Annotated in this window: 17 protein-coding genes; 13 read left to right on the top strand and 4 right to left on the bottom strand. The window is 70.4% G+C overall.

What is annotated here, in order from left to right; translation table 11 throughout:
• Positions 1-23: 23 nt before the first annotated feature.
• Both ACFOYY_RS03565 and ACFOYY_RS03570 read right to left on the bottom strand, forming a co-directional pair.
• Positions 24-1,463, bottom strand: coding sequence for a nitronate monooxygenase (locus tag ACFOYY_RS03565; RefSeq protein WP_386187801.1), 1,440 nt, complete (start codon positions 1,461-1,463; stop codon positions 24-26).
• Between the two features lie 44 nt (positions 1,464-1,507).
• Positions 1,508-1,999: a hypothetical protein gene (locus tag ACFOYY_RS03570; protein ID WP_352011891.1), complete on the bottom strand. Its 492-nt coding sequence runs from the start codon at positions 1,997-1,999 to the stop codon at positions 1,508-1,510.
• 348 nt (positions 2,000-2,347) lie between these two features.
• Between ACFOYY_RS03570 and ACFOYY_RS03575 the strand changes: the two genes are divergently transcribed.
• Positions 2,348-4,993 (top strand): multicopper oxidase domain-containing protein, encoded by a 2,646-nt coding sequence (locus ACFOYY_RS03575; protein ID WP_386187803.1) that lies wholly within the window; start codon positions 2,348-2,350, stop codon positions 4,991-4,993.
• Positions 4,990-5,427 carry a hypothetical protein gene (locus tag ACFOYY_RS03580; RefSeq protein WP_352011893.1) on the top strand — a complete coding sequence of 146 codons (438 nt, stop codon included), beginning with the start codon at positions 4,990-4,992 and terminating at the stop codon, positions 5,425-5,427. The genes ACFOYY_RS03575 and ACFOYY_RS03580 overlap by 4 nt, the downstream gene beginning before the upstream one ends.
• A gap of 58 nt (positions 5,428-5,485) precedes the next feature.
• On the opposite strand, the gene ACFOYY_RS03585 is transcribed toward ACFOYY_RS03580, so the two are convergent.
• Positions 5,486-5,806: an ArsR/SmtB family transcription factor gene (locus tag ACFOYY_RS03585; protein ID WP_362776161.1), complete on the bottom strand. Its 321-nt coding sequence runs from the start codon at positions 5,804-5,806 to the stop codon at positions 5,486-5,488.
• 69 nt (positions 5,807-5,875) lie between these two features.
• On the opposite strand from ACFOYY_RS03585, the gene ACFOYY_RS03590 reads away from it, so the two are divergent.
• The 11 genes from ACFOYY_RS03590 (at position 5,876) to ACFOYY_RS03640 (ending at position 19,763) form a co-directional block, all read left to right on the top strand.
• Positions 5,876-7,009: an NADH:flavin oxidoreductase/NADH oxidase gene (locus ACFOYY_RS03590; RefSeq protein WP_386187807.1), complete on the top strand. Its 1,134-nt coding sequence runs from the start codon at positions 5,876-5,878 to the stop codon at positions 7,007-7,009.
• Positions 7,010-7,389: 380 nt separating this feature from the next.
• Positions 7,390-9,150 carry a TauD/TfdA family dioxygenase gene (locus tag ACFOYY_RS03595; RefSeq protein WP_362776157.1) on the top strand — a complete coding sequence of 587 codons (1,761 nt, stop codon included), beginning with the start codon at positions 7,390-7,392 and terminating at the stop codon, positions 9,148-9,150.
• Between the two features lie 29 nt (positions 9,151-9,179).
• Complete coding sequence (locus ACFOYY_RS03600; protein ID WP_386187809.1) at positions 9,180-10,427, top strand: ATP-grasp domain-containing protein; 1,248 nt, start codon at positions 9,180-9,182, stop codon at positions 10,425-10,427.
• A gap of 2 nt (positions 10,428-10,429) precedes the next feature.
• Entirely contained in the window at positions 10,430-11,602 is a 1,173-nt protein-coding gene (locus ACFOYY_RS03605; RefSeq protein WP_352011898.1) for an MFS transporter, read from the top strand.
• Between the two features lie 177 nt (positions 11,603-11,779).
• Complete coding sequence (locus ACFOYY_RS03610) at positions 11,780-13,027, top strand: ATP-grasp domain-containing protein (RefSeq protein WP_362776153.1); 1,248 nt, start codon at positions 11,780-11,782, stop codon at positions 13,025-13,027.
• Entirely contained in the window at positions 13,024-14,250 is a 1,227-nt protein-coding gene (locus ACFOYY_RS03615) for a lysine N(6)-hydroxylase/L-ornithine N(5)-oxygenase family protein (protein ID WP_352011900.1), read from the top strand. Before ACFOYY_RS03610 ends, ACFOYY_RS03615 begins: the two co-directional genes overlap by 4 nt.
• Positions 14,247-14,579 carry a cupin domain-containing protein gene (locus ACFOYY_RS03620; RefSeq protein WP_352011901.1) on the top strand — a complete coding sequence of 111 codons (333 nt, stop codon included), beginning with the start codon at positions 14,247-14,249 and terminating at the stop codon, positions 14,577-14,579. The genes ACFOYY_RS03615 and ACFOYY_RS03620 overlap by 4 nt, the downstream gene beginning before the upstream one ends.
• Positions 14,579-15,670 (top strand): NAD(P)/FAD-dependent oxidoreductase, encoded by a 1,092-nt coding sequence (locus tag ACFOYY_RS03625; protein ID WP_386187814.1) that lies wholly within the window; start codon positions 14,579-14,581, stop codon positions 15,668-15,670. Before ACFOYY_RS03620 ends, ACFOYY_RS03625 begins: the two co-directional genes overlap by 1 nt.
• Positions 15,667-17,313, top strand: a complete 1,647-nt coding sequence (locus ACFOYY_RS03630) for a class I tRNA ligase family protein (protein WP_386187815.1) — start codon at positions 15,667-15,669, stop codon at positions 17,311-17,313. The genes ACFOYY_RS03625 and ACFOYY_RS03630 overlap by 4 nt, the downstream gene beginning before the upstream one ends.
• Before the next feature lie 27 nt (positions 17,314-17,340).
• Complete coding sequence (locus tag ACFOYY_RS03635; protein WP_352011904.1) at positions 17,341-18,555, top strand: ATP-grasp domain-containing protein; 1,215 nt, start codon at positions 17,341-17,343, stop codon at positions 18,553-18,555.
• Positions 18,546-19,763: an MFS transporter gene (locus tag ACFOYY_RS03640; protein WP_386187817.1), complete on the top strand. Its 1,218-nt coding sequence runs from the start codon at positions 18,546-18,548 to the stop codon at positions 19,761-19,763. The genes ACFOYY_RS03635 and ACFOYY_RS03640 overlap by 10 nt, the downstream gene beginning before the upstream one ends.
• Here the strand turns inward: ACFOYY_RS03640 and ACFOYY_RS03645 are convergent.
• Positions 19,711-22,614, bottom strand: a complete 2,904-nt coding sequence (locus ACFOYY_RS03645) for an AfsR/SARP family transcriptional regulator (protein WP_362776142.1) — start codon at positions 22,612-22,614, stop codon at positions 19,711-19,713. The genes ACFOYY_RS03640 and ACFOYY_RS03645 overlap by 53 nt on opposite strands.
• Between the last annotated feature and the right edge of the window lie 190 nt (positions 22,615-22,804).

Below are 22,804 nucleotides of genomic sequence, written 5' to 3' on the forward strand. Positions count from 1 at the left end.
CGGCGTCCGGGATGTCCGGGATGTCAGCCCAGGCCGCCCTCGGACTCGTGAAGAAGGTGGGCGACGACGTCCGCGGCCGTGTAGTCGCCGGGCAGGTCACGCAGGAACCCGAGGTCCTGGCCGAGGGTGAGCAGGGCGGGCTCGGCGTAGCCGTCGAGGCGGCGCTGCCCGAGCCCGATCGCGCTGACGAGCCCGTTGCACAGGCACCTGCGGCCGGCCGTGTCGCTCTCCGGCCGGTTCTTGCGGACGTAGGTCTCGACCGGCTCCGCCGGGCAGCGGTAACCGACCTCACCGTCGGCCTTGAGGTACGGCGCGCGCAGGTGCCCCATGTCGCACAGACGCGGCCGGGCGGCGTAGACGTCGGGGTCGGCCACGGTGCCGGGCAGGGAGGCGACCTTGAAGGGGAACCCGGCCGGTGAGGCGCCGGGGTCGTTGCGGACCGGCAGGGTGCCGCCGGAGGCGGCGTCCAGCAGACGGCGCCGGAGCGTCTCCTCAAGGCCGGACTCCCTGCACAGGGCGAAGGCCGTACCCACCTGGACGCCGGTGGCGCCCGCCCGCAGCGCCCGCGCCAGCCCTCGCCGCCCTGCCTGGCCACCGGCCAGCCAGAACGGCAGCCCGAGTGCGGCGATCCTCCCGGTGTCCACCCGGTCGCGGGGACCGTAGAGAGGTTCGCCCTCCTCGTCGAGACGGAGCCTGCCCCGGGGCGGGGCGCTGTGGCCACCGGCGACGGGACCCTCGACCACGAACCCGTCGGGCCGTGTCTCGGGCCTCCTGGCCAGATAGACGGCCAGCACGTCGGAGGAGACGACGGCCAGGAGGCGGGGGCGTTTGAGCGGGGGCGGCCTGAGGGGGCCGTACAGGGCGGCGGGGTCGACGCCGACGGTGTGCCGCCGCCCGGACTCGGCCCCGGCGACGGTGACCGAGATCTCGGCGGGCCGGTGGGCGGAGAGGGCGTCGAGCAGGCCGGGGATCTCCGAGGGGATGCCCGCGCCCATGAGCACGTAGTCGACACCGGCGAGCATGGCGCCGTAGACCGCCGCGGGCGTGGCCAGCTGGATCTTCTCCAGGTAGTTGACGCCGACCGGGCCGTCGTGACCTTCGCGGGCCAGGAACACCTCGGCGAAGTTGGCGGCCACGGTCAGTTCGGTCCGGCCGGAGTGCGGGCGCAGCCCGAGCCTGGGCACCGGCCGGTACGGCTCGCCGGGCAGGATGCCGCCGGGCACGTGGTAGCGCCTCCAGATCCGTTCCGCGACCTCGGGGAAGGGGAAGGCGTCCAGGGCGCGGCGCAGGTCACCGCCCGGATCGCCCTGTTGCAACCGGCGGGCCAGCACGACGTCCAGGGCGACGCCGGACACGACACCGAGCTGCCCGGTGGTGGAGACGGCCCGCGCCAGCCGCCATCCGGACACGCCGACCCCCATACCGCCCTGGATGATCGTGGGAAACGTGGTGTCGAGCGGCAAGACGGGACCTCCCGGTCGTCGGTGTCTGGAACGGGGCGCGGCGGTCATCCGCCGGAGGACATCACGGCGCCCACCGTGACGAAGGCGGCGCCCGCGCCCATCAGGACCGCGCCCAGGCCGACGGTCAGGGAGGTGATCTGCCAGGCCTGGTAGGCCGTCATCAGCGAGGCGCGCAGCGTCTCGCCCATGAACGCGGTCTGGCGCAGCGCGGCGAGGGAGTCGTCCTGGCCGCCGGCGGCGTGCAGCTCCGCGGTGACCTCGGAGTAGGTGCGGCCCCGTGTGGCGTGGCGTACGTTGCCGCCGATCATGTCGGCGAACGCGCGGGCCTGGACGCCGTTCTCCACCGGGTGCCCGGCGTACGCGGTGAGCTCCGGAGGCAGTCCCTTCTCCGGGAAGGTGATCCGCTGCCGGGAGAGCTCGTCGCGGATCTCGTCCCTGCCCCGCAGGCCGCGGGCCGTCATCACGGCCCCGGCCGTCAGGGTGGTGACGCCGACGGCGCCAACCAGCGTCGCCGCCAACCGGCGCGGGTCGTTCATGGGGGTCTCCTTCGTCGTGACGGCAGGGGCTCTGTCAGGAGTTTTCGGCGGCGGGCGGGGCGCGATGAAGGGGCGCAGGCCCCTGCTCGGCGGGCCGAAAGTCCCAAATCCCGGTAAAGGAGCGGCCGGAAGGACTTTGGTCCCACGGGTGATGGTCCTTGAGCCCATGCCCGCCACCGTCCTGAGGATTTACCGTGAGGTGAATTCAGCGCCCCGTGACATCCGGCGGAGGAGAACGGCCATGCCCGCGGAACCGGCGAGGGCGGAGTCCTCGGACCGCCTCCCCGCGCCCGCGTCCGGACGCGCCGTCACGCCGGTGCTCCGGCCGCCGAGGGAAGGGCGACGAGGGTGACACCGGTCGAGGTTCGCATCGAGAAGAGACCGCCGTCAGGACCGGGCGAGCCCGTACGCCGCCGCGGACCGTGGCACCTGCGGGCCAACGCGCTCGTGGTGGCGTGGCTGGGACTGACGGTCACGGCCGCGCTGACGGGGGAGGCGCTGCCCGCGCCGCGCTGGCTGCTGGTCCACGTCCTCCTGCTCGGCGCGGTCACCACGGCCATCCTGATCTGGAGCGAGCACTTCACCGTGGTGCTGCTGCGCGCCCGCACACCGGACCCGCGTCTCGGCCTGACCCGGCTCGGGCTGCTCAACGCCGCCACGGTGGCCGTGCTGTACGGCGTCTCGGCCGGACCGGTCGCGGTGGCCGTGGGCGGGGCGGCCGTGATCGTGGCGGTCGTGCTCTGGCACGCGGCCACGCTGGTACGGCTGGCACGCGGCGCGCTGCCCGGCCGGTTCGGCCATGTCGTCGCCTGGTACGTGTGCGCGGCCGGGGCCCTGGCGGCCGGAGGCGTCCTCGGCGGGCTGCTGGCCGCGCAGGCCGGTCCCGGTGTCCCGCACGAGAGGATGCACGCGGCGCACGCCCAGGTGAACCTGCTCGGCTGGGTCGGCCTGACCGTGCTCGGCACGTTGTTCACGCTCTGGCCGACGGTGCTGCGCACCCGCCTGTCCGAGCGGACCCGCGGGGCCTCCTCCGCCGGGCTGAGGCTGGCCGTGCCCGGCCTGGCGCTGCTGACCGGCGGCCTGCTGGCGGACCTTCGCTGGGTGGCGGCGGCCGGGCTGGCGGCCTACGCGGCGGGGACGGCGGCGGCGCTGGTGCCGCTCGCGGAGGCGGTGCGTTCCCGCCGTCCGCACACCGGCGCGGCCTGGACGATGGGGGCCGCCGTCGTCTGGTTCGAGATCGCCCTCGTGATCGACGTGGTGATCGTCGTCACGCGGCCGACCGGCGAGGTGGCCGGGGCGCTTGAGCCGCTGCTGCCCCTGGTACTGGCCGGGTTCGTCGCCCAGGTGCTGCTCGGTTCGCTGCTGCACCTGCTGCCCGCGGTGCTGGGCGGCGGCCCGGCCCGGTTCAAGGAGAACGCGGCGCTGCTGGAACGCGGCTGGGTGGTACGGCTGGCCGCGTTCAACCTGGGCACGCCGCTGCTCGCGCTTCCCGTGCCGCGTCCGCTCGCCGTACTGGGCTGGGCACTGGTGCTTGCCTCGGGCTCGGCGTTCGTCGTGCTCGCCGCGCTCACCCTGCTGCGGGCGGCCACCGCGGCCACCCCGGCCACCGCGCCCGGCACAGGAAAAAGGCGCGGCGTTCCCGCCCTGGCCGGGGTGGCCGCCGGATGTCTGCTGACGGCCGCCGCGGTCGTGGTGGCCGTCGACGGCGGGTCCGGTCCCGCGACGACGGTCGTCGCCACGGGCGCCAGAACGGTCGAGGTGACGCTGTCGGGGATGCGCGTCCGGCCCGCGGTGATCGAGGCCGCTCCGGGCACCGTGCTGACGCTCCGCGTCACCAACGCCGACGCCCAGCGCCACGACCTGCGGCTGGCGACCGGTGAGCGCACCCCGACGCTGGCGGCGGGGCAGAAGGCCACGCTGACGCTGAAGCCGCTCGGCGAGGCGGTCGACGGCTGGTGCACCGTGGCCGGGCACCGGGCCGCGGGAATGACGGTGCGGATCATCCCCTCCTCCGTCCCCGTCGTCTCCCCGGAGGCCGGGCAGGCCACGGGGACGGCCGGGCCTGGAGCGCACGGCGAACACGGCGGGGCGGGGAACGGCATGGGGGACGGCACACCCCTCCTCGACCTCGCCGCGCCGATGTCACCGGGCTGGAGGCCGTACGACGCGGCGCTCGGGCCCGCGCCGGGCGGTGGCGAGCACGCCGTGGAGATCCGGGTGGACGACAGGGTCGTGCGGGAGGTCGCGCCGGGGGTGCGGCAGCGGGTGTGGACGTTCGACGGGACGGTTCCCGGGCCGGTTCTGCGGGGCAGGGTCGGCGACGTGTTCACGGTGACGTTCGTCAACGGCGGGTCCATGGGGCACGGCATCGACTTCCACGCCGGTGCGACCGCTCCCGACGGGCCCATGCGCACGATCCAGCCGGGTGAGCGGCTGACCTACCGGTTCCGCGCCGGCTTCGCGGGAGCGTGGCTGTACCACTGCTCGACCATGCCCATGAGCCAGCACATCGCGAACGGCATGTACGGAGCCGTGATCATCGATCCGCCGGACCTGGCACGTGTGGACCGTGAGTATCTACTGGTCTCGGGGGAGCTGTACCTGGGGGAGCCGGGCAGTGAGGCCCAGGTCGTCAAGCTGCGCGAGGGCCGCCCCGACGGGTGGATGTTCAACGGGACCGCCGCCGGTTACGACCACGCCCCGCTGGAGGCCAAGGCCGGTGAGCGGGTGCGGATCTGGGCGGTGGCGGCCGGGCCGAACTCGGGGACGGCGTTGCACGTGGTCGGGGCGCCGTTCGACACCCTCTACGAGGAGGGGTCCTACCGGCTGCGCGCCGGGGACCCGGGCGGCGCGCAGGTGCTGGACCTGGCCCCGGCGCAGGGAGGCTTCGCCGAACTGGTCTTCCCCGAGCCGGGTACCTATCCGGTGGTGGACCACCTGATGCGTAACGCCGAGGCCGGAGCGCACGGGCTGTTCCGGGTGAGCGCGTCATGACGTGGTGGACGGTGGTGCGCTTCGCGCACGTGCTGTCGGCGGCACTGTGGGTGGGCGGGCAGCTGACGGTCTCCCTGGTGCTGCTGCCCCTGGCCCGGCGGCTGCTGGACGCGGAACGGCGTGGCCGGGTGCTGACCGCGGTCGGCCGCCGCTTCGGGATGTTCACCGGCGCGGTGTTCCTGCCGGTGCAACTCGGTACGGGCGTCGCCATCGCCTGGCACAAGGGCGTCACCTGGGCCTCGCTGGCCGAGCCCGGCTACGGGCGGATCCTGGCCGCGAAGCTGGCGTTGTTCTGCGCGGTCATGGTCGCGGCGGCCCTGCACGGATGGGCCGTGCGCGCCGGACGCCCCTCCTTCGCGCGAAGCATGGCGGTGACGGCGCTGGTCGGCTCGGTCGGCGTGGTGCTGCTGGCCACCGCCCTGCCCGCCACCTGAGCCCGTCTCCCCGGGTCCGTCCTTCCCGGGTCCGTCCTTCCCGGCAGGGCGGGGACGGTCATCTCCGCGGTCGTCTGGTGGCCGCGGAGACGACGCTGTCGAGCAGGCCGGGGAAGAGCTCGTCGAGGTCGGCCCTGCGCAGAGAGTTGATCTTCGAGGTGCCCTGGTAGACCTGGTTGATGACCCCGGCCTCGCGCAGGACGCGGTAGTGGTGCGTCCCGGTGGACTTGCTGACGGCGAGGTCTATCTCCGAACAGGCGGCTCCGTTCTCCGTCGTGGCGAGGAAACGCACCACCTCCAGCCGCATGGGGTCGGAGAGCGCGTGCAGCACCGCCTCCAGCCGGATCTCCTCGACGTCCGGGTGCTCCAGGACTCTCATGTGTGTCTCCCCTCCGCGTTCCCCTCGATATTACGTCACTTGTCGTACTACGATGAATCTCGTACTACGATGTACGTCGTACAAAACACCGAACCGGGAGTCCCCATGCTGTTCGACCCCATCACCCTGCGCTCGCTGACGATTCCCAACCGCGTCTGGATGGCGCCGATGTGCCAGTACTCGGCCGCCACGGACGGCCCCGAGGCGGGAGTGCCGCACGACTGGCACCTGTCCCACCTGGCGGCCCGCGCGGTGGGCGGCGCCGGGCTGATCCTCACCGAGGCCACGGCCGTCTCCCCGGAGGGCCGGATCACCCCCGCGGACCTGGGGCTGTGGAACGAACGCCAGGAGCGGGCGTTCACCCGGGTCACCCGGTTCCTCCAGGAGCACGACACCGTACCCGGCATCCAGCTCGCGCACGCCGGGCGCAAGGCGTCGACGGACCGGCCGTGGCGCGGAGGCGGACCGGTCGGCGTCGCCGACGGCGGCTGGCAGCCGGTTGCGCCGAGCCCGATCCCGTTCGCCGAGAACCATCCCGTGCCGAGGGAGCTGACCGTGGAGGAGATCCGGCGCGTCGTCGACGACTTCGCCCAGGCGGCCCGGCGTGCCCTGCGGGCGGGTTTCCAGGTCGTCGAGGTGCACGGCGCGCACGGCTATCTGATCGGGGAGTTCCTCTCCCCGCACAGCAACCGCCGTACCGACGCCTACGGTGGCTCGTTCGGCAACCGCATCCGTCTCGCGCTTGAGGTCGTCGAGGCCGTGCGCGCCGTCTGGCCGGAGGAACTCCCCGTGTTCTTCCGCGTCTCGGCCACCGACTGGCTCACCGAGAACCCCGAGGACGAACGCGAGGGGTGGACCGTCGAGGAGACCGTGCTCCTGGCCGGGGAACTGCTCTCCCGCGGCGTCGACCTGCTCGACGTCTCCAGCGGCGGGAACGCGCCCCACGCGAGGGTCCTCACCGGCCCCGGCTACCAGGTGCCGTTCGCGGCCCGGGTCCGCGCCGAGACCGGCATGCCGGTGGCCGCCGTCGGCCTGATCACCGAACCGCGTCAGGCGGAGGACATCCTCACCTCCGGCCGGGCCGACGCCGTACTGCTCGGCCGCGAACTGCTCCGCGACCCCCACTGGCCCCACCGGGCCGCCCGTGAACTGGAGCCCTCCTCGTCCCTTTCCTGGCCCGAGCAGTACGGCTACGCCGTCTGACCGGGCCGGCGCGTGCGCACCGGCCACCGGCCCCGGTGTGCGAAAGCCCACCGGCGCTCGGGGCTGGACGTTTCTGTGAAGTCCTCGCTCTTTCCCGGGAATCTCCGTGGAACGGCGAGACCACCCGAAGGCGAAAAAGACCGGGGGCGAGGGGAACGCCGTTTGCTGTGACTTTCCGTTATATCATCTGCCTCACCGTGACGGCGTTTCCGGTCCGTGGCCGGCGATTGAAGGGAAACGCTGTGTGAACGGCGCGTCCTCGGGTACTCGCGTCGAAACGTCAACGCAGCTCGCGGGGTCTTATACAGGAAATATACGGACTCTGCACAAGGCTCTCCTAGGGTTTCTCAAGCCTGCAACCGAACTGGGGGAGAATGGTCATGCTGGTAGGTGTAGACGTTGTGCACGCCTCCGTCTGGTCGCTCGATTTCCATCGGAAACCGGGACCGGGGCGGCCTGCTGATTTTTCCGATCTCGGTGTCATCGGGCCGGTCACCGAACTGGTCGACGTATGCTTCGGCGACACCGTCCACTCTCTGGAGCTCGGCTGGGACGAGGCGGCCCTGAGAGAGCTGGACCTTCTGGTGATCCCCGCCGCCGGGGGAGACGGCGCGTCGTTCACCGAGGCCGAGTGCCGGCTCCTGGAGACGTATGTGCGCGAGGGCGGGTCGGTTCTGATCCTCGGTGACGGCGAAGGCCGGTCGGCCACGTCCGGCCACCACCCCTTCGGGATCACTGTGAACGGCCTGCTTCCCGGAACACGCGGTGATTCGCCCGACTCGCACCTCCTCACCTACGACTTCACGGTCGAGGCGAACAGCACGCATCCGGCCGCCCCGGGAGTCGGCGGCGTGCACCTGTACCGGCCGAAGGGCGTGGAGAGTTCCCTGGTACAGCTGGTCCCGGTGGTGGAGTACGACGGCCACACCCTGCTCGGAACGGCGCAGTACGGCGCGGGCCGGATCGCGGTGATCGGCAACGCGGAGATGTTCGCGCTGCCGTTCCTCGGCCGCGAGGACAACGCCCGGCTCCTGCTGTCCCTGCTGTCGTGGCTGTACCGCGGTGAGGCCGTCCAGCACATCGACCAGAAGGTGCTGCACGTGGTCGACGAGCACCGGTTCACCACCCGCACCCTTCCGCAGGGGGAGAACCTCAAGGAGGAGCCAGGGCCGCACGTCGTCGACGCGCGTCCCTACGCCCACCTGCTGGCGAGCCTGGCCGACGGATATCTGCCCGATTCGCGGGAGGACCAGGAAGCGTTCCTGGCCGAGGCCGAACTTCGCTTTCACGAGTTTCCCCGGGTGATCCGGCACGCCCTCGCCAGGTTCCGGCGGAACAGCACCGACAGCGGCGTCCTGCTCATCAGAGGACTGCCCGTCGACCCGGATCTCCAGCCCACGCCGGCGAAACCGGCCGAACCGTTGCCCAGGCCGACGCCGATGAGCGAACTGTGGCTGGCCGGATTCGCCCAGGCGCTGGGCGAGCCCATCGCCTATGTTCAGGAGAAGCAGGGACAGCTTTTCCAGAACGTGGCTCCGACGAGGCACAACGCGGAGAAGCTCTCCTCGGAGAGTTCCTCGTTTCTTCTGGACTTCCACACCGAGGCGGCCTTTCACCCCTTCATGCCGGACTACGTGCTGCTGCACTGCCTGCGTCCCGACCATGAGCGCTCGGCCAAGACGATCAGCGCGAGCCTGCGCATGGCGGTGTCGCGACTGAGCCTGCGCGAACGGGCGATCCTCAGCGAGCCGATGTTCCAGACCGGTATCGACTACTCCTTCGGCAGCGCCAACGGCCAGAAGGGCAACGGTCCGGTGCTCCGGGTTCTGTACGGAGACCCCTTCGACCCCTACATCACGGTGGACCCGGACCTGATGGTCGGTCTGACACCCGAGGCCGACGCGGCCCTGAAGCGGCTGCACGTCGCGCTGAACGAGGTCAAGCAGTGGGCCCGGCTGGACACCGGCGACCTACTGATCATCGACAACAGGCGGACCGTCCACGGGCGGTCCGAGTTCCAGGCCAGATACGACGGCCTCGATCGATGGCTTCAGCGAGTGTGCGTGGTCCGCGACCTCGTGCCCTCCGCGGCGCACCGCAGGCTCCGCCGCCGTGTCATCGAAACCGCCTTCGCCGTCTGATGGACCTCACGGGGAGAGACTTTCCAGATATGCGTGATCTATCGTTCGCCCGGGTGCTGGTCGTGGAACCGGTCTCTTCCGGAAACGCCCTGGTCACAGCGGCGCGTGACCTCGGCCTGCAGGTCGTCGTCGCATCCTACGACGCCGACGACCGCACGCTTCCCGATGAGATCCGCGCGCTGGCGCACGCCGTACTCGTGGTGGACACCAACGACCAGGCCGCACTCGAGCAGGCGGTGCTCGACATGCACAGGGACGCCCCGTTCTCGGCGGTCCTGGCCGGTTGTGACTTCCACGTGCCGGCGACCGCCAGACTGGCCGCGGCTCTGGGGCTGACCGGACTGCGGCCGGAGACGGTCGAGGAGGTCAGGGACAAGGTGCTCATGCGGGCGCGTTCGGCCGAGGCGGGCCTGCGGACCCCCAGGTTCGCCCAGGTGACGTCGCTCACGGAGCTGGAGCAGGCCGCGGAGCACGTGGGCTACCCCTGCGTGATCAAGCCGGTCGGCTCCTCGGGAAGCATCCACGTCAGCCGTGCGAACGAGTGGGCGGAGCTGCGCGCGGCCTTCGATCGGCTCTCCGTCGACCAGAGCCTCGACCTGGGCAGGCCGCTGGAGCACCGGGCCATCGTCGAGGAGTACATCGCGGGGCCGGAGTTCAGCGCCGACGGGTACGTCGCGGAGGGCCGCACGACGGTCGTCGCGCTCACCCGGAAACTGCTGGGACCGGAACCCGCCTTCGTGGAGATCGGACACCTGACCCCCGCCGACGAGAGCGTGGAGGTGACGGCCCAGATAGAGAAGTACGTGCGTGCCGTCGTGGACGCGGTGCACCTGACCGTCGGCGCCTTCCACTGCGAGCTGAGGATGACCCCCGACGGGCCGGTGCTGATCGAGATCGCGGCCCGCCTCCCCGGAGACCGGATCGTCGATCTGGTTCACCTCGCCACCGGCGTCAGCCTCCCCAAGGCGATGATCGCGGCGCATCTCGGATGGACGCTTGAGGACGTCGGGGCCATCGGCGTGCCACAGGCGAAGAACGCCGGAATCCGCTTCTACCTCGCCGACGGTCACCACGCCTACCGGCGGTTGAACGGATGGGACGATCTCCTCGCCCTGCCGGAGGTGCTGGAGACGAAGCTCACGATCGCCGCCGGGGAGCCGATCCCGGAGCCGGGAGATTTCCGCTCCAGAATCGGACACGTCATATTCACCGCCGACTCCTTCCAGGAGGCGACGGACATCTGGCAGGCGGTTGGCAGAGCCGTCACGGTGGAGTAGGCATGCTGTTCTATCTCGCGCTCCGCGGGGTCGGCTGGCTGGCCAATCAGACGCTCCAGTTCGTGGTGCCACTCATGATCTACCGGATGACGGGCAGCCTGATGTGGTCGGGCGTCGCCCTGTTCGTTGAGTGGACGCCCAGGCTGGTCGCGCTGCCCCTCGCCGGCTACCTCGCCGACCGGTTCGAGAGCCGCCGAATCCACATCCTGAGCGATGTGGTGCGCACGGCGGTCGGGGCGGGGGCCGTGGCCGCCGTCGCCCTCATGCCGGGGAACGCGGGAGTGGCCCTGGTCGTTCTGGCCCTCGTCGCGGGCGCGGGGTTCGAGCTGACCTTCGTGGCCGGTGAGAAGGCGGGACTCTCCCTGGTCTCGGCCAAGGAGATGCCCCGCCTGCAGACCATGCTGAGCGCGATCGAGCAGAGCTGCATTCTCATCGCACCGGTCCTCGGCGGTGTCCTGCTGCTGGTGGGGACGACCGCGACGGTCGCCGTTCTCACCGTGCTCTTCGGGACGAGCCTGCTGCTGGCCCGGAACATGAAGCCTGCGGCGGTGGTGGCCGCGAAGCCGCCGCCGGTGATGGCCGGGGTACGCCAGGTGATCGCCAACACGCTCCTGCGAGACGTGGTGGCCATCACCATGGTGATCAACCTGATGCTGGCCCTGCTGCTGGCGGCCGCGCCGGCCCTGGTGCGGCACCACTACGGGGTGGACGAGGGGCGACTGGCCCTTGTGTACACCGGAGCCGCCCTGGTCGCGCTGCTCGTGCTGGCCCTGCTCACCCGGTTCATCCGGAGGTTCGGCCTTCTGATCGCCGGAGCGGCCAGCGCCCTGATCCAGTGCCTGGCCTTCCTGGCGATCGGCGCGTCCAACGAGTTCGTCGCCTTCGTCGCGATCGTGATGGTGTTCATGGCCGCCGACGCGGCCTTCAGCGCCTTCATCAGGACCGTCAGGGCCCGGGCCGTCCCGGCCGCCGAGTTCGGCAGCACCGCCGCCGCCATCTCACTGCTCAACTGCGTGTCGATGCCGCTGGCGGGCGGGCTGCTCGCGGTCACCGGCGCGTCCGTCGACCCCGTGCACCTGTTGACGATCACCGGTGGCCTGGCCCTCCCCGTGGTCGTCGGGCTGCTGATCCACCTACGAGCCGCCACCCGCACGAGAACGGAGGTCATGGCATGAACGCCTTGTCCGCAGGCCTCCCCCAGGGCATCGAGAGCCGCGCCGCGCGTCGTCCGCGTCCTGGAGCGCCCGCGGACCCGCAGGCCTCCGAACCCGTCGGGCCGAGGCCGTTCGCACCGCTGCGAAGCAGTCGTAAACCGGTGATCCTCACAGCTTTTCCCTGAAGGGACCGTGCAGATGACTGATCTAGACGGATTATCCGTTCTCATCGTGGAACCGGTCTCGGGCGGCGCGGCCCTCGCCCGGGCCGCGCACCGTCTCGGTGCCAGGGTGGTGACGGCTTCTCAGGACGCGGGTGACTGCGAGATACCCGCGAAGCTCAGGGAGATCGTCGATGAGGTCCTGGTCGTGGACACCAACGACGAGGCGGCTCTGGCCGAGGCGGTCACCCGGCTCCACCGCCGCAACCCGTTCGACGCGGTGCTGCCCGGCTGCGACTTCTACGTGGCGACGGCGGCCAGGCTCGCCGCGCGGCTCGGCCTGCCGGGCCTGCCGGTGGAGACGGTGGACTCCGTACGCAACAAGGCCCTCATGCGGGAGAGCGTCACGCGCGCCGGGCTGCGTTCGCCGCGCTTCGCCGAGGCGGACACGACGGACCGGCTGAGAAGCGCCGCCGAGCACGTCGGATTCCCGTGCGTGATGAAGCCGGTTGAGTCCTCCGGGAGCATCCATGTGAGCCTGGCGCGGGACTGGCCCCAGCTCCTGAGGGCGTTCACCGAGCTCGCCCAGGACGAGACCCTCGATCTCGGACGCCCGATGGGGCACCGGGTCATCGTCGAGCAGTACGTCCCGGGCGAGGAGATCAGCGCCGACGGCTACGTCGCCGACGGGGTGACGACCGTCGTGGCCGTCACCCGGAAGGTTCTGGGGGCCGAGCCGAGATTCGTGGAGCTCGGCCACCTGACGCCCGCGGACCTGCCCGGCGACGTCACGGACCAGGTGAAGGCCTACACCGAGGACGTCGTCCGGGCGCTCAACGTCACAGCGGGTCCGTTCCACTGCGAGCTCAGGCTCAGCGACCAGGGGCCGGTACTGATCGAACTCGGCGCGCGGCTGCCGGGGGACGGCATCCCCGAACTCGTCAAACGGGTGACCGGCGTCGACCTGACGCTGATCATGCTCGCCGCGGGACTCGGAGCCGACCCCCGGCGGCTGGGGGCCTTCGGCGAACCCGTCGCGGCGAGCGCGGCGGTCCGGTTCCTCACCCTCCCCGAGGGGGACTCCTACTCCGGCATCAAGGGCTGGGACGAACTGTCCGACCTGCCGAACGTCGTCGAGACACACGTCGCCATCCCGCCCGGTGTCCCCGTTCCCGAGGTCCGGGACTGCCGGTCACGCCTGGCGCACGTCCTCTACACGGCGGACTCCCACCGCGCCGCGCTGGCCTTCTGGGACTCCCTCGACGAGAGGGTGGTCATCCAGTGACCGCCGCCGAGCCGTACGACTACGCGGCCGTCGGCATGGGGCCGGCCAACCTGAGCCTCGCCGCGCTCGGAGAGCCTCTCCCGGACCTCAGGCCGATCCACCTTGAGGCCAGGGAGAGCACCGCCTGGCACCCGGGGCTTCTGCTGCCCGAGGCGACCCTGCAGGTCTCACCGTTGAAGGACCTGGTCACCCTGGTCGACCCGACCAGCCGTTTCTCGTTCCTGGCCTTCCTCGCCCAGGAGGACCGGCTCTACAGGTTCCTCACCGCGCGCTTCCCCGCCGTCCACAGGACGGAGTTCAACCAGTACCTCCAGTGGGTCTCCCAGTCGATTCCGTCCATCGAGTACGGAACCCACGTTCAGGACATCGACCTCCGCGACGGCCTCTTCCGGCTCCGCTCCGAGCGGGGGGAGGTCCTCGCGCGCAACGTCGTGCTCGGCACCGGCCCGGTCCCCAGGATCCCGCCGCACCTGCGCAACCACCTGTGCGCCGACGTGTTCCACGCGGGGGAGTTCCTCCTGCGCGAGCGGACGACCGCTGACCGGGACGTCACGGTGCTCGGCGGAGGCCAGTCCGGCGCCGAGATCGTACGGCACCTGATGCGGCTGGACAGGGTCCCGCGGAGCATCACATGGATCACCCGGCGGCCGGGGTTCCTGCCGCTGGACGACTCCCCGTTCACCAACGAGTACTTCTTTCCCCAGTACGCCCGCGAGTTCCACAAGATGCCGGGGGAGCGCAGGCGGACCCTTCTCGCGGAGCAGAAGTACGCCAGTGACGGAATCGACACGGCGACCCTTGAGGACATCTACCGGGAGCGTTACCGGCACGAGTACATCCTGGGCCGCAAGGACTGGATCCGTCTGATGCCCGGGATGGAGGTGACCGGCTGCACCCGCCTGCCCGACGGATGGGGACTGACCGTCGAGGGCGCCGAACCCCGCGTTGTGACGACCGACGTGGTGATCCTCGCGACCGGCTACGAACACCGCCTCCCGTCCTGCATGGACACCCTCACCCCGCGGTTGTCCACCACCGGGGGGACTCCGGACGTGGGGGAGGACTTCTCGCTCCGGCTGGACGGTGACGTCAGGGGCAAGGTCTACGTCCAGAACGGCGCCCAGCACGCCTGGGGGATCGCCGACCCCAACCTCAGCCTTCTGGCCTGGCGCAGTGCGGTCATTCTCAACGACATCCTCGGATATCGGAGGTACAACACATGAGCCTCCCCCGAGTCGGGCTCCGTGCCCTGCCCGCGGAGTTCCCCGCGCTTGAGGAGTGGGAGATCCCTCTCGACGAACTACCGGGCGACCGGCCGTTCAGCATGGCCCGCTTCACCGTCGCCCCCGGAGGACGGACACCGCCCGACAGCCACGCCGTCACCGAGATCTGGCTGCTGCTCGACGGCAGGGGGACGCTCCACTACGGAGGCGTTCCGCACGAGGTGGGCGCGGGCGACGTCGTGGGGTTCGCGCCCTTCGTCGAGCACATGTTGCTGGCCGACCGCGGTACGCCGGTGTCCGCGCTTTCCATCTGGTGGCGGAGCAGCTGATGGGGAGGCCGGAGAAGGAGTTCGACCTCGCAATCATCGGTTCCGGGATCATCGGGGCGATGATCGGCCATCTCGCCGCGGAGGGGAACCCGGGGCTCCGGGTCCTCACGATGGACGACGGCAACACCGGCGCCACGCACCTGTCAGCCGGACTGGACGTTCCCACGGGACACACTGCCGGGCAGCGGGCGTTGGCCGCGCGGGGATCGGCTGTCTACGCCAGGCTGAGGGCCGAACTGCCCGCACTGCCGATCCGGCCGGTCGACACCTACTGGGTGATCGACAAGGCGAACCTCCACAGGCTGCGGGAGAGCATGGCCGGTCCCCGCCTGACCGAGGCCGACGCGGAGCGGCGGGACTGGCTGGCCGGAGTCCTGCCCGGACTGCGAACCGCCGACCGGCTGCTGCTGCGCTCCGACGGGGGCGCCCACGCCGACGTGGGACGCCTGGCGGGACGACTGCTGGACGAACAGCGGCGGCGCCCGGGGAGCGAGGTGCGCGGTGGTTCGCCCGTCACCGGTGTACGGCCCCGCGACGGCCGCTACGAGCTGACCCACGGCGACGAGGTGTACGCGGTCGCGGGAAGGGTCGCCGTGGCGACCGGGGCGCGGGCGCCCTGGGGGCCGTTCGGTGACGTGGCCAGGGCGCGGGGGCTCCGAGTCAAGAAGGTCGCCGCCCTCCACCTCGGCGTACGGCCACCGGACGACGCGCCGGTTCTCGTCTTCGACGACCACGACGCCTTCCTGCTCCCCGTGCACGAGGAGGGGTACTGGCTCCTCAGCTTCACCTCACGGCATTGGGACCTCTCTCCGGGCGACGGCCCGCCGGACCTGAGTCCCGAGGACCGGGCGACGGCGGCCGGCGTCCTCGACGCGTACGTCCCCGCCCTGGCCGCGGAGGTCTGCGGTGGCCGGGCCTTCTACGACGGTTACACCCCGGACCGGATGCCGCTGGTCGAACCGGTGGACGGATGGCCGGGCGTCGTCCTCGCGCTCGGCGGCAACGGATCGGGCTACCGGCTGGCCCCGGCCATCGCTGAGCGCGCACTGGAACTTCTCAGTCTCGACACACGTAAAGGCGACCGTTCGTGACCGTGCCAACCGAGGGTCTGATCAGGACCTCGAAAACCGCTCACCCCAGGCACTACCTGCTGGCTCCCTCCGAGCCCACTCCGAACGGGCGCCTGCACCTCGGCCACATCGCGGGGCCCTTCCTGCGTCTGGACATGCTCAGCCGCTTCCTGCGCATGCGCGGTGACCTGCCGCTGATCATCACCGGGAGCGACGTCTACGAGCCGTACATGACGTTCAAGGCCGTGGCCGAAGGACGTTCCGAAGCGGAGATCGCGGCCGAGTACGACGCGCTCATCGCGGAGGACCTCAGCGCCGTGGACATCGGCGTCGACCAGTTCATCAACCCCTGTGAGGACCCCTGGCGGAAGGTCTTCGAGGAGGAGGTCGACGCCTGCGTGCGGCGGCTGCGCCACCGGGGAGCGGTGGTCGAGCAGCGGGAACGCGTTCCGTACAGCCGCTCCGCCGCGCGGTACATCGTCGGGCCATGGCTTACGGGCGGGTGCCCGGACTGCGGGAGCAGGGTCTCCAGCTACTTCTGCGAGACGTGCGGCGGTCATTTCCGCCCGGAGAACCTGCTGGAACCGCAGGGGCCCGACGGCGCAGGCCCACTCGAATGGCGGGAGATCTCCTCACTCTTCCTCAGGGTCGCGGAGCCGGAACCGCTCCGGCGCCGGATGGCGGAGATGCGGGTGCCGCCGCGTTTCCAGGAGGCGGTCGAGCGTTTCCTGGCCCGCGAGGGCGGTACGGTCCGCCTGAGCGCGCCCCAGCAGTGGGGTGTGGCCCTGGAGGGAGGCGTGCCCGGCGTGCCGCGCACGCTCTTCTCGTACGCGGGGATCTTCATGTTCGCCAGGCTCATGGGCGCCGTCCACGGGGAGATGAGCGGGACCGGGGTCAACGCCTTCGATCCAGGCTCCGGGGTCACCACGGTGACCAGCTTCGGTATCGACAACGTCATCCCCACCATGGTCTGCATCGTGGGGACGGCGCTGCGGCACGGCGACATGAAGGGCTACGACCGCGTTCTGGTCAACGACTTCTACCAGCTCGAAGGGGAGAAGTTCTCGACGAGCCGGGGACACGTCATCTGGTCCGCCGACATCGCGCGGGCCCCGCGGATCAGCGCGGACGCCGTACGGTACTTCCTGGCCGGGACGAGACTGGAGGAGGGGCCCGAGAGCATGGAGCCCCGGTCCTTCGTCGAGGTGAACAACACGCGGCTGGCCGGCCGGTTGACGTCCCTTGTCCGTGCCGCCTCGGCGGTGTCCGCCGACGTCCTTCCCGAACCCATGGGGCAGGATCGGCTGGCCCGGCTTGAGGAGCTGTTACGCCGGCAGGAAGCGGCTCTGGACGGGTTGGTCATCGCGACGGCGGACGCCGTCGCGGCGTTCGACCTCTGGTGGCGGGAGACGCCCGGCGAGTGGGGTTCTGCCTCCCAGGCCTACTGGTGGCTGAAGGGCGTGGCGGTCCTGGCCTTCCCGATCATGCCGCGGCTCGGCCGGCGGTTGTGGGAGTCGCTCGGGGGCACGGGCGAACCACGCCTGGCGGCCTTCCTGGAGCCCACCCGGCCGCGTGCGAGCGGTGGGCCCGGTGGCTTCGAGCCGATCACGCTGGGTGATCTGGTGTCCGTCCTGCCTGTCTCGTCGCGTCATGTTCCGGCCTGACGCTCGCCATCGAGCAAGGAGAGCAATGTGAGAGTCCTCGTCGTGAACCGGTGGGACGATGAGTTCTCGGCCTACGGCGACTACGTCGACCACCTCCGTCACGAGGTGTGTTACGTGACCGTGCCCACGCATCTGCCGTGGATTCCGGAAGAGGCGCGGCACGTCACCGTGCTGGACGGCCTCGACGACGAGGCTGAGGTGGTCGCCGCGGCCCAGGCCGTCCAGGAGGCCTGCGGAAGGTTCGACCTGGTCCTCGCGCTGTCGGAGTTCGACCTGACCACCGGTGCCCGCATCCGGGAGGTCTGCGGTGTTCCAGGAGACGACTCCTCCCGGGTACGGCGTTTTCGCGACAAGGTGACCATGAAAACCGTCCTGGCCGACGCCGGCGTACGGGTCCCGCGTTTCGCGACGGTGAAGTCACCCGCCGATATCGGGGAGTTCCGGCGACGCGTGGGCGGGCCCGTCGTCGTCAAACCGCGCGCGCAGACCGCGAGCAAGGGCTGCCACATCGTTCACAACTCCTTCGAACTGTCGGAGGTTCTCACGGAGCTCGAACGGTCCGGCCACGACGACTACGAGGTCGAGGAGTACGTCGACGGCCCGATCTGGCACGTCGACGGGATCGTCGAAGCCGATCGGTTCCTTTTCGCCCGCGCGTCGCGCTACGTCAACACCTGCTACGAGTACAGCCGTGGCACGCCGCTCGGGTCCGCCGTGCAGGAGGGGCCGGTGGCCGACGCCATGCTCGCCTTCACGCTGCGTTGCCTGACCGGGCTCGGTCTTCACCGTTCGGCGTTCCACCTGGAGATCATCGAGTCCGCGTCAGGGCCGGTGTTCCTTGAGGTGGCGGCACGGGTGGGCGGTGGCGAGATCGCGTTCGTCCTGCGGGACGTCTACGGGGTGGACGTCATCGGCGACTGGATCCGGCTGCAGCTCGGAGAGCGCCCGCAGACCATCGGCGTTTCGTCCGAGAGCCGGGAGATCGCTGGATACCTGCAGGTTCCCGGCCCCGCGGGACACCGGTTGCTGTCGCGGCCCTCCCTCGCCGGGACGATCGAAGGGCTGTACGGCGAGGACCTCCTCGAACCCGGCCACTGCTTCGACGGCCCGTCCGGTGGTGAGGAGCTTCTCGGCCGCTTCCGCTACCGTGCCGGGACCGTCGCGGACGTCGAGTCGGCGATCAACGCCACCCTGGACGCCTTCGTCTGCGTCACGGAACCGGTGCAGCGGTCATGCGTGTGATCTCCTCGCCGCTGGCTCCCTACGCGCGGGTGCTCGCGGTTCCCGGCGCCAGAGGGATGGCGGTCTCGGGGGTGCTGGCCAGGCTTCCCGTGGCCGTCATCGGCGTCAGCATAGTGATCATGGTCGCCGCCCGGTACGGTTCCTACGGGCTGGGCGGTGCCGTCACCGCGACCCAGACGCTCTGTTACGCCGTCTTCGGGCCACCGCTGTCGCGAGCGGCGGATCGCCTGGGGCAGCGCCGGGTGGTCGTGCCGGCGTCGCTGGCCGCCGTCACCGGGCTGACGGGCCTGGTGGTCTGCGGTTCGCTGCGAGCGCCTGCCTGGACGCTCTTCGGCTGCGCCGCGCTGGTCGGTCTGATGCCCAACGTCGGCTCCATGGTGCGTGCCAGGTGGGCTCACCTGCTGCAGGGAACCGATCGGCTCCACACCGCGTACGCGATGGAGTCCGTGGTCGACGACCTCATCTTCATCGTGGGACCGGTGCTCGCGGTCAACCTGTCCCTGGTGGCGGGAGCCGAGGCGGGGCTCGTGGCGGCGGCCGTGCTGTTGTTCACGGGATGCCGGCTGCTCGCCTCGCGGACAGCCACCGAGCCGCCGGTCGTGACCGTCTCCGAACGCCGTGGCGGCGTGCTTCTCAAGGCGCGGGGGCTGTGGGCCGTGGTCGCCGTCTGCACGGCGATGGGGGGTCTTTTCGGGTCCGTTGAGGTGGCCGTCGTCGGCTTCGCCACCGAACACCGTCAGACCGTGCTGGCGAGCTGGATTCTCGCGCTTTACGCGCTGGGGAGCGGGATTTCCGGCGTCCTCTTCGGCAGGCGCCGGCTTTCCTGGAGCGTCCCCAGGCAGTTGACGGTCGCGGCGATCCTGCTGACGTTGACGACGGCGCCCATGCTGGTGACGGACAACCTCTACGTCCTGGGCGGTGTGCTCCTGGTCTCCGGTGCCGCGTGCGCGCCGATCCTCATCCTCGCCACCGGCCTGGTCGAGCGGCTGGTTCCCCCGGAGAGGCTGACCGAGGGGATGACCTGGATCAGTACCGGTCTCGGGGCCGGGGTGGCGCTCGGCGCGCCGATGGCGGGATGGACCGCGGACGAGTACGGCGGTAACCGGGTTTTCCTGACGCCGCTCCTCTGCTGTGTCGTCGTCACACTCGCCGCCGTCATGGGAACGCGTCGTCTTTCCGCGGCACAACACCCAGCTCCCGGAAGATGACGCCCGCGATGTGGAACTGCCCTGCCGCCTCGGCCGCCCGGCCACGGGCGTGGGCGAGTTTGCCGAGGTACTGATGGATCTCCGCTTCGACGATGCGCTCGTTGGTGTCCTCGGCGTGCGTCAGCGCGAGGGCGAGCGTCTGACCGGATTCCTGGAGCCGCCCCATGGCCGCCTGCGCCCGGCCCAGTCCGTAGAAGGCGTAGGCCATGCCGACCCGGTCCCCGATGGAGCGGCAGAAGTCCAGTACGGCCTCGAAACGGGGGACGGAGGCCTGCGGCCGTTCGCATTCCACGTCAAGTTCTCCCAGCCGGTAGTTGATCTGCTGGACGAGGCGGGACGCTCCGGCCTGTTCGGCCGCGCTCAGCGCTCGTTCGAAGTGTTCCCGGGCTCGACAGTGCTCGCCGAGCTGGGTGTGTATCTGCCCGATCTGCCGAAGGGCGAGTGCCTGGTTTCCCAGGTCACCCAGATCGTTCAGGACGGTCACGCTGTCCTGCGCCCGCCGCAGGGCCATGTCGAGCCGCCCGCCCAGCCGGTCCAGTGCGGCCAGCTTCAGCTGGGCGAGGGCGTGGGCGTGCCTGTCCTGCAGACCGGTGAGGATGCGCGCGGCGTCCTCCAGGAAGTCGACCGCCCTGCGGTGGTCGTGAAGCCCCAGGCTCAGCTCGCCCAGCTCGGTCAGGATGACGGCCTCCCCGCGCGGATTGCCGGCGGCCCTCACGGTGGCGAGCGCGATCTCGTGCATGTGCTGCCACTCGTCCAGATGACGGCGTACCTCCAGAAGGGGAGCCGCCGTCACCGCGATGTCCCAGCACAGCTCGTCAAGGCCCAGCGCCGCCGTCTGCTGCACCGCGGCGGAGATGTTCGTCAGTTCGGTCTCGCACCACGCCACGGGATCGGTGACGATGTCGTCCAGCACCTCGGGGCCGACCTCCCAGCGGGGGGCGTTACTGTGCACCACCAGGTGGTCGCGGCCCGCGAGGAGCGTGTGGGCGTGTTCCGTGACGGTCAGCAGCGCGCCGAAGGCGCGTTGCAACGCCTCCCGGAGATCGTCGGGCGCGAGCTCCTGCTGGGCGCGCTCACGCGCGAAGATGCGGATCAGATCGTGCAGGCTGTAGCGGACCCGCCCGGAAGGCGTGGTCGCGGTGTTGACCAGATGGCTGTCCACGAGCTGGTCGAGGAGGTCCTCGGCCTCAAGGAACGAGCTGTCCAGCAACGTGACCGCCACCCACTCCTCAAGGTCCACGGCGTCCAGGGCCCCCAGGAGCATGAGCAGGAGACGTGCTCGCGGCTGCAGCGCCCTGTAGGAGACCATCAGGTTGGCCCGTACGTCGAGCTCTCCGTGGACGAGTTCGTCGAATCGCCGGTGCTCGTCGGTGAGCCTGCTGACCATCCGGGCCAGCGACCAGTGCGGCCTGGCGGCGAGACGGGCTCCGGCGATTCGCAACGCCAGCGGATGCCGTCCGCAGAGACGGGTGAGCGCGAGGCTCGCCTTGGAGTCGGCGTCCATCCGGTTGGAACCGACCATGTGCCGCAGGAACCTGAGTGCCTGGTCCTCGGTGAAAGGCTCCAGTTCCAGCAGGCGCGCTCCGGGGATGGCGGTGAGCCTGCGTCTGCTGGTGACCAGCATGGCGCATCCGCCCATGCCGGGTATGAGAGGCATCACCTGACTCTCGTCGCCGGCGTCATCGATGATCAGCAGGACTCTCCGGTCGGAGAGTATCGCCCGGAGCATGCCCCCACGCTCGTCGTGGTTCTCCGGAATCCGGGTGTCGGGTACCCCGAGGGCGCGAAGCATGCTGGCCAGCGCGACCTCGGGCATCGTCCGGTGCGTCGTCTCGGCGCCGCGCAGATGGACGTAGATCTGACCGTCGGGAAACCTGTTCCGCAGACGGTTGGCCATGTGGACCGCCAGGGTGGTCTTTCCCGCGCCTCCGCGTGCGGACACGACAACGATCGGAGGAGTGCCTCCAGGAGAGCCGGTCAGCCACTCGGACAGCAACGCGACCTCCTTGTCCCGGCCGGTGAAGTCGGCGGTGTCCGCGGGGACGATGTTGCGAGGGGGTGACGTCACGACGGGCTCCGCAGGCTCCGCCTCCGCCAGGGAGCCTCCGCGCAGTACCAGTTGTTCCAGTTCCCGTAGTTCCTGGCCCGGTTCGATGCCGAGCGATTCGATGAACAGCGCCCGTGTCTCCCGGTACACCTCCAGTGCCTCCGCCTGCCGGTCGGCGCGGTAGAGGGCCTCCATCAGCTGGGCGCGCAGCTTTTCGCGCAGGGGGAAGTCTTCGATGAGCTGGAGAAGGATCGGTATCATTTCCGCGTGGTGCCCGAGTTTGATCTCCAGCTCCACCCACCGGTGAGCGGATCTGAAACGTTGCTCCTCCAGGACCGCGGCCTCGGTGCGGAGCGGGCCGCTGGCGTGAAGCCCTGAATAGGCTGGGCCGCTCCACTTGTCCAGTGCCTGCCGGAGCAGGTCGGCCGCCCGCCTGATGTCCCCCTGCTCGATGAAGTGATCACTCTGGGCGGTCAGCTCGGCGAAATGCAGAACGTCGATCTCGTGAGGCTCCGCCCGCAGCAGATATCCGCGCGACATGCGCGCCACCCTCTGCGGATCGCCGAGAAGCTGCCGCAGGCTGCGTATGTAGGCGCGGAGGTTCGCGGCCGCCGACGGCGGGGGATTCTCCGGCCACAGTCCGTCGATTAAATGACTGTCCGAAACCGCCTTGTTCGGCTGGCTCAACAGCAGGCCGAGGGTCGTCTGCAGTCTGGTGCCGCGCAGGGGGACACAACGGCCGTCGACCGTCAGCTGGAGAGGCCCCAGGACCTGGAACAGGAGGCGAGGGGGGAGGTGATCCACTGCCGAAGCCGGAGGCGACCCGTCGACGGCTCTTCGATGAATCTCATCATCCACCATGATCCATTCCATGACGAAGGCCCCAACGGGGCGTCAGACATAACTGTCGGACGAGTATGTATATCTCATGCGGGATTTTCGGGCGGAAAACCTTCTAGGATGCGGTCGGGCTTTAATCAGCCAAGTGCTCAAC

The sequence above is a fragment of the Streptosporangium jomthongense genome (genome assembly GCF_042650425.1).
Lineage (GTDB): Bacteria > Actinomycetota > Actinomycetes > Streptosporangiales > Streptosporangiaceae > Streptosporangium.

Excerpts from the sequence above, each read along its gene's own strand:
- ACFOYY_RS03580 (WP_352011893.1), top strand. The coding sequence starts at position 4,990 with ATGACGTGGTGGACGGTGGTGCGCTTCGCGCACGTGCTGTCGGCGGCA.
- ACFOYY_RS03625 (WP_386187814.1), top strand. The coding sequence starts at position 14,579 with ATGGGGAGGCCGGAGAAGGAGTTCGACCTCGCAATCATCGGTTCCGGG.
- ACFOYY_RS03585 (WP_362776161.1), bottom strand. The coding sequence starts at position 5,806 with ATGAGAGTCCTGGAGCACCCGGACGTCGAGGAGATCCGGCTGGAGGCG.
- ACFOYY_RS03620 (WP_352011901.1), top strand. The coding sequence starts at position 14,247 with ATGAGCCTCCCCCGAGTCGGGCTCCGTGCCCTGCCCGCGGAGTTCCCC.
- ACFOYY_RS03640 (WP_386187817.1), top strand. The coding sequence starts at position 18,546 with ATGCGTGTGATCTCCTCGCCGCTGGCTCCCTACGCGCGGGTGCTCGCG.
- ACFOYY_RS03600 (WP_386187809.1), top strand. The coding sequence starts at position 9,180 with ATGCGTGATCTATCGTTCGCCCGGGTGCTGGTCGTGGAACCGGTCTCT.
- ACFOYY_RS03590 (WP_386187807.1), top strand. The coding sequence starts at position 5,876 with ATGTACGTCGTACAAAACACCGAACCGGGAGTCCCCATGCTGTTCGAC.
- ACFOYY_RS03570 (WP_352011891.1), bottom strand. The coding sequence starts at position 1,999 with ATGAACGACCCGCGCCGGTTGGCGGCGACGCTGGTTGGCGCCGTCGGC.
- ACFOYY_RS03595 (WP_362776157.1), top strand. The coding sequence starts at position 7,390 with ATGCTGGTAGGTGTAGACGTTGTGCACGCCTCCGTCTGGTCGCTCGAT.
- ACFOYY_RS03605 (WP_352011898.1), top strand. The coding sequence starts at position 10,430 with ATGCTGTTCTATCTCGCGCTCCGCGGGGTCGGCTGGCTGGCCAATCAG.
- ACFOYY_RS03610 (WP_362776153.1), top strand. The coding sequence starts at position 11,780 with ATGACTGATCTAGACGGATTATCCGTTCTCATCGTGGAACCGGTCTCG.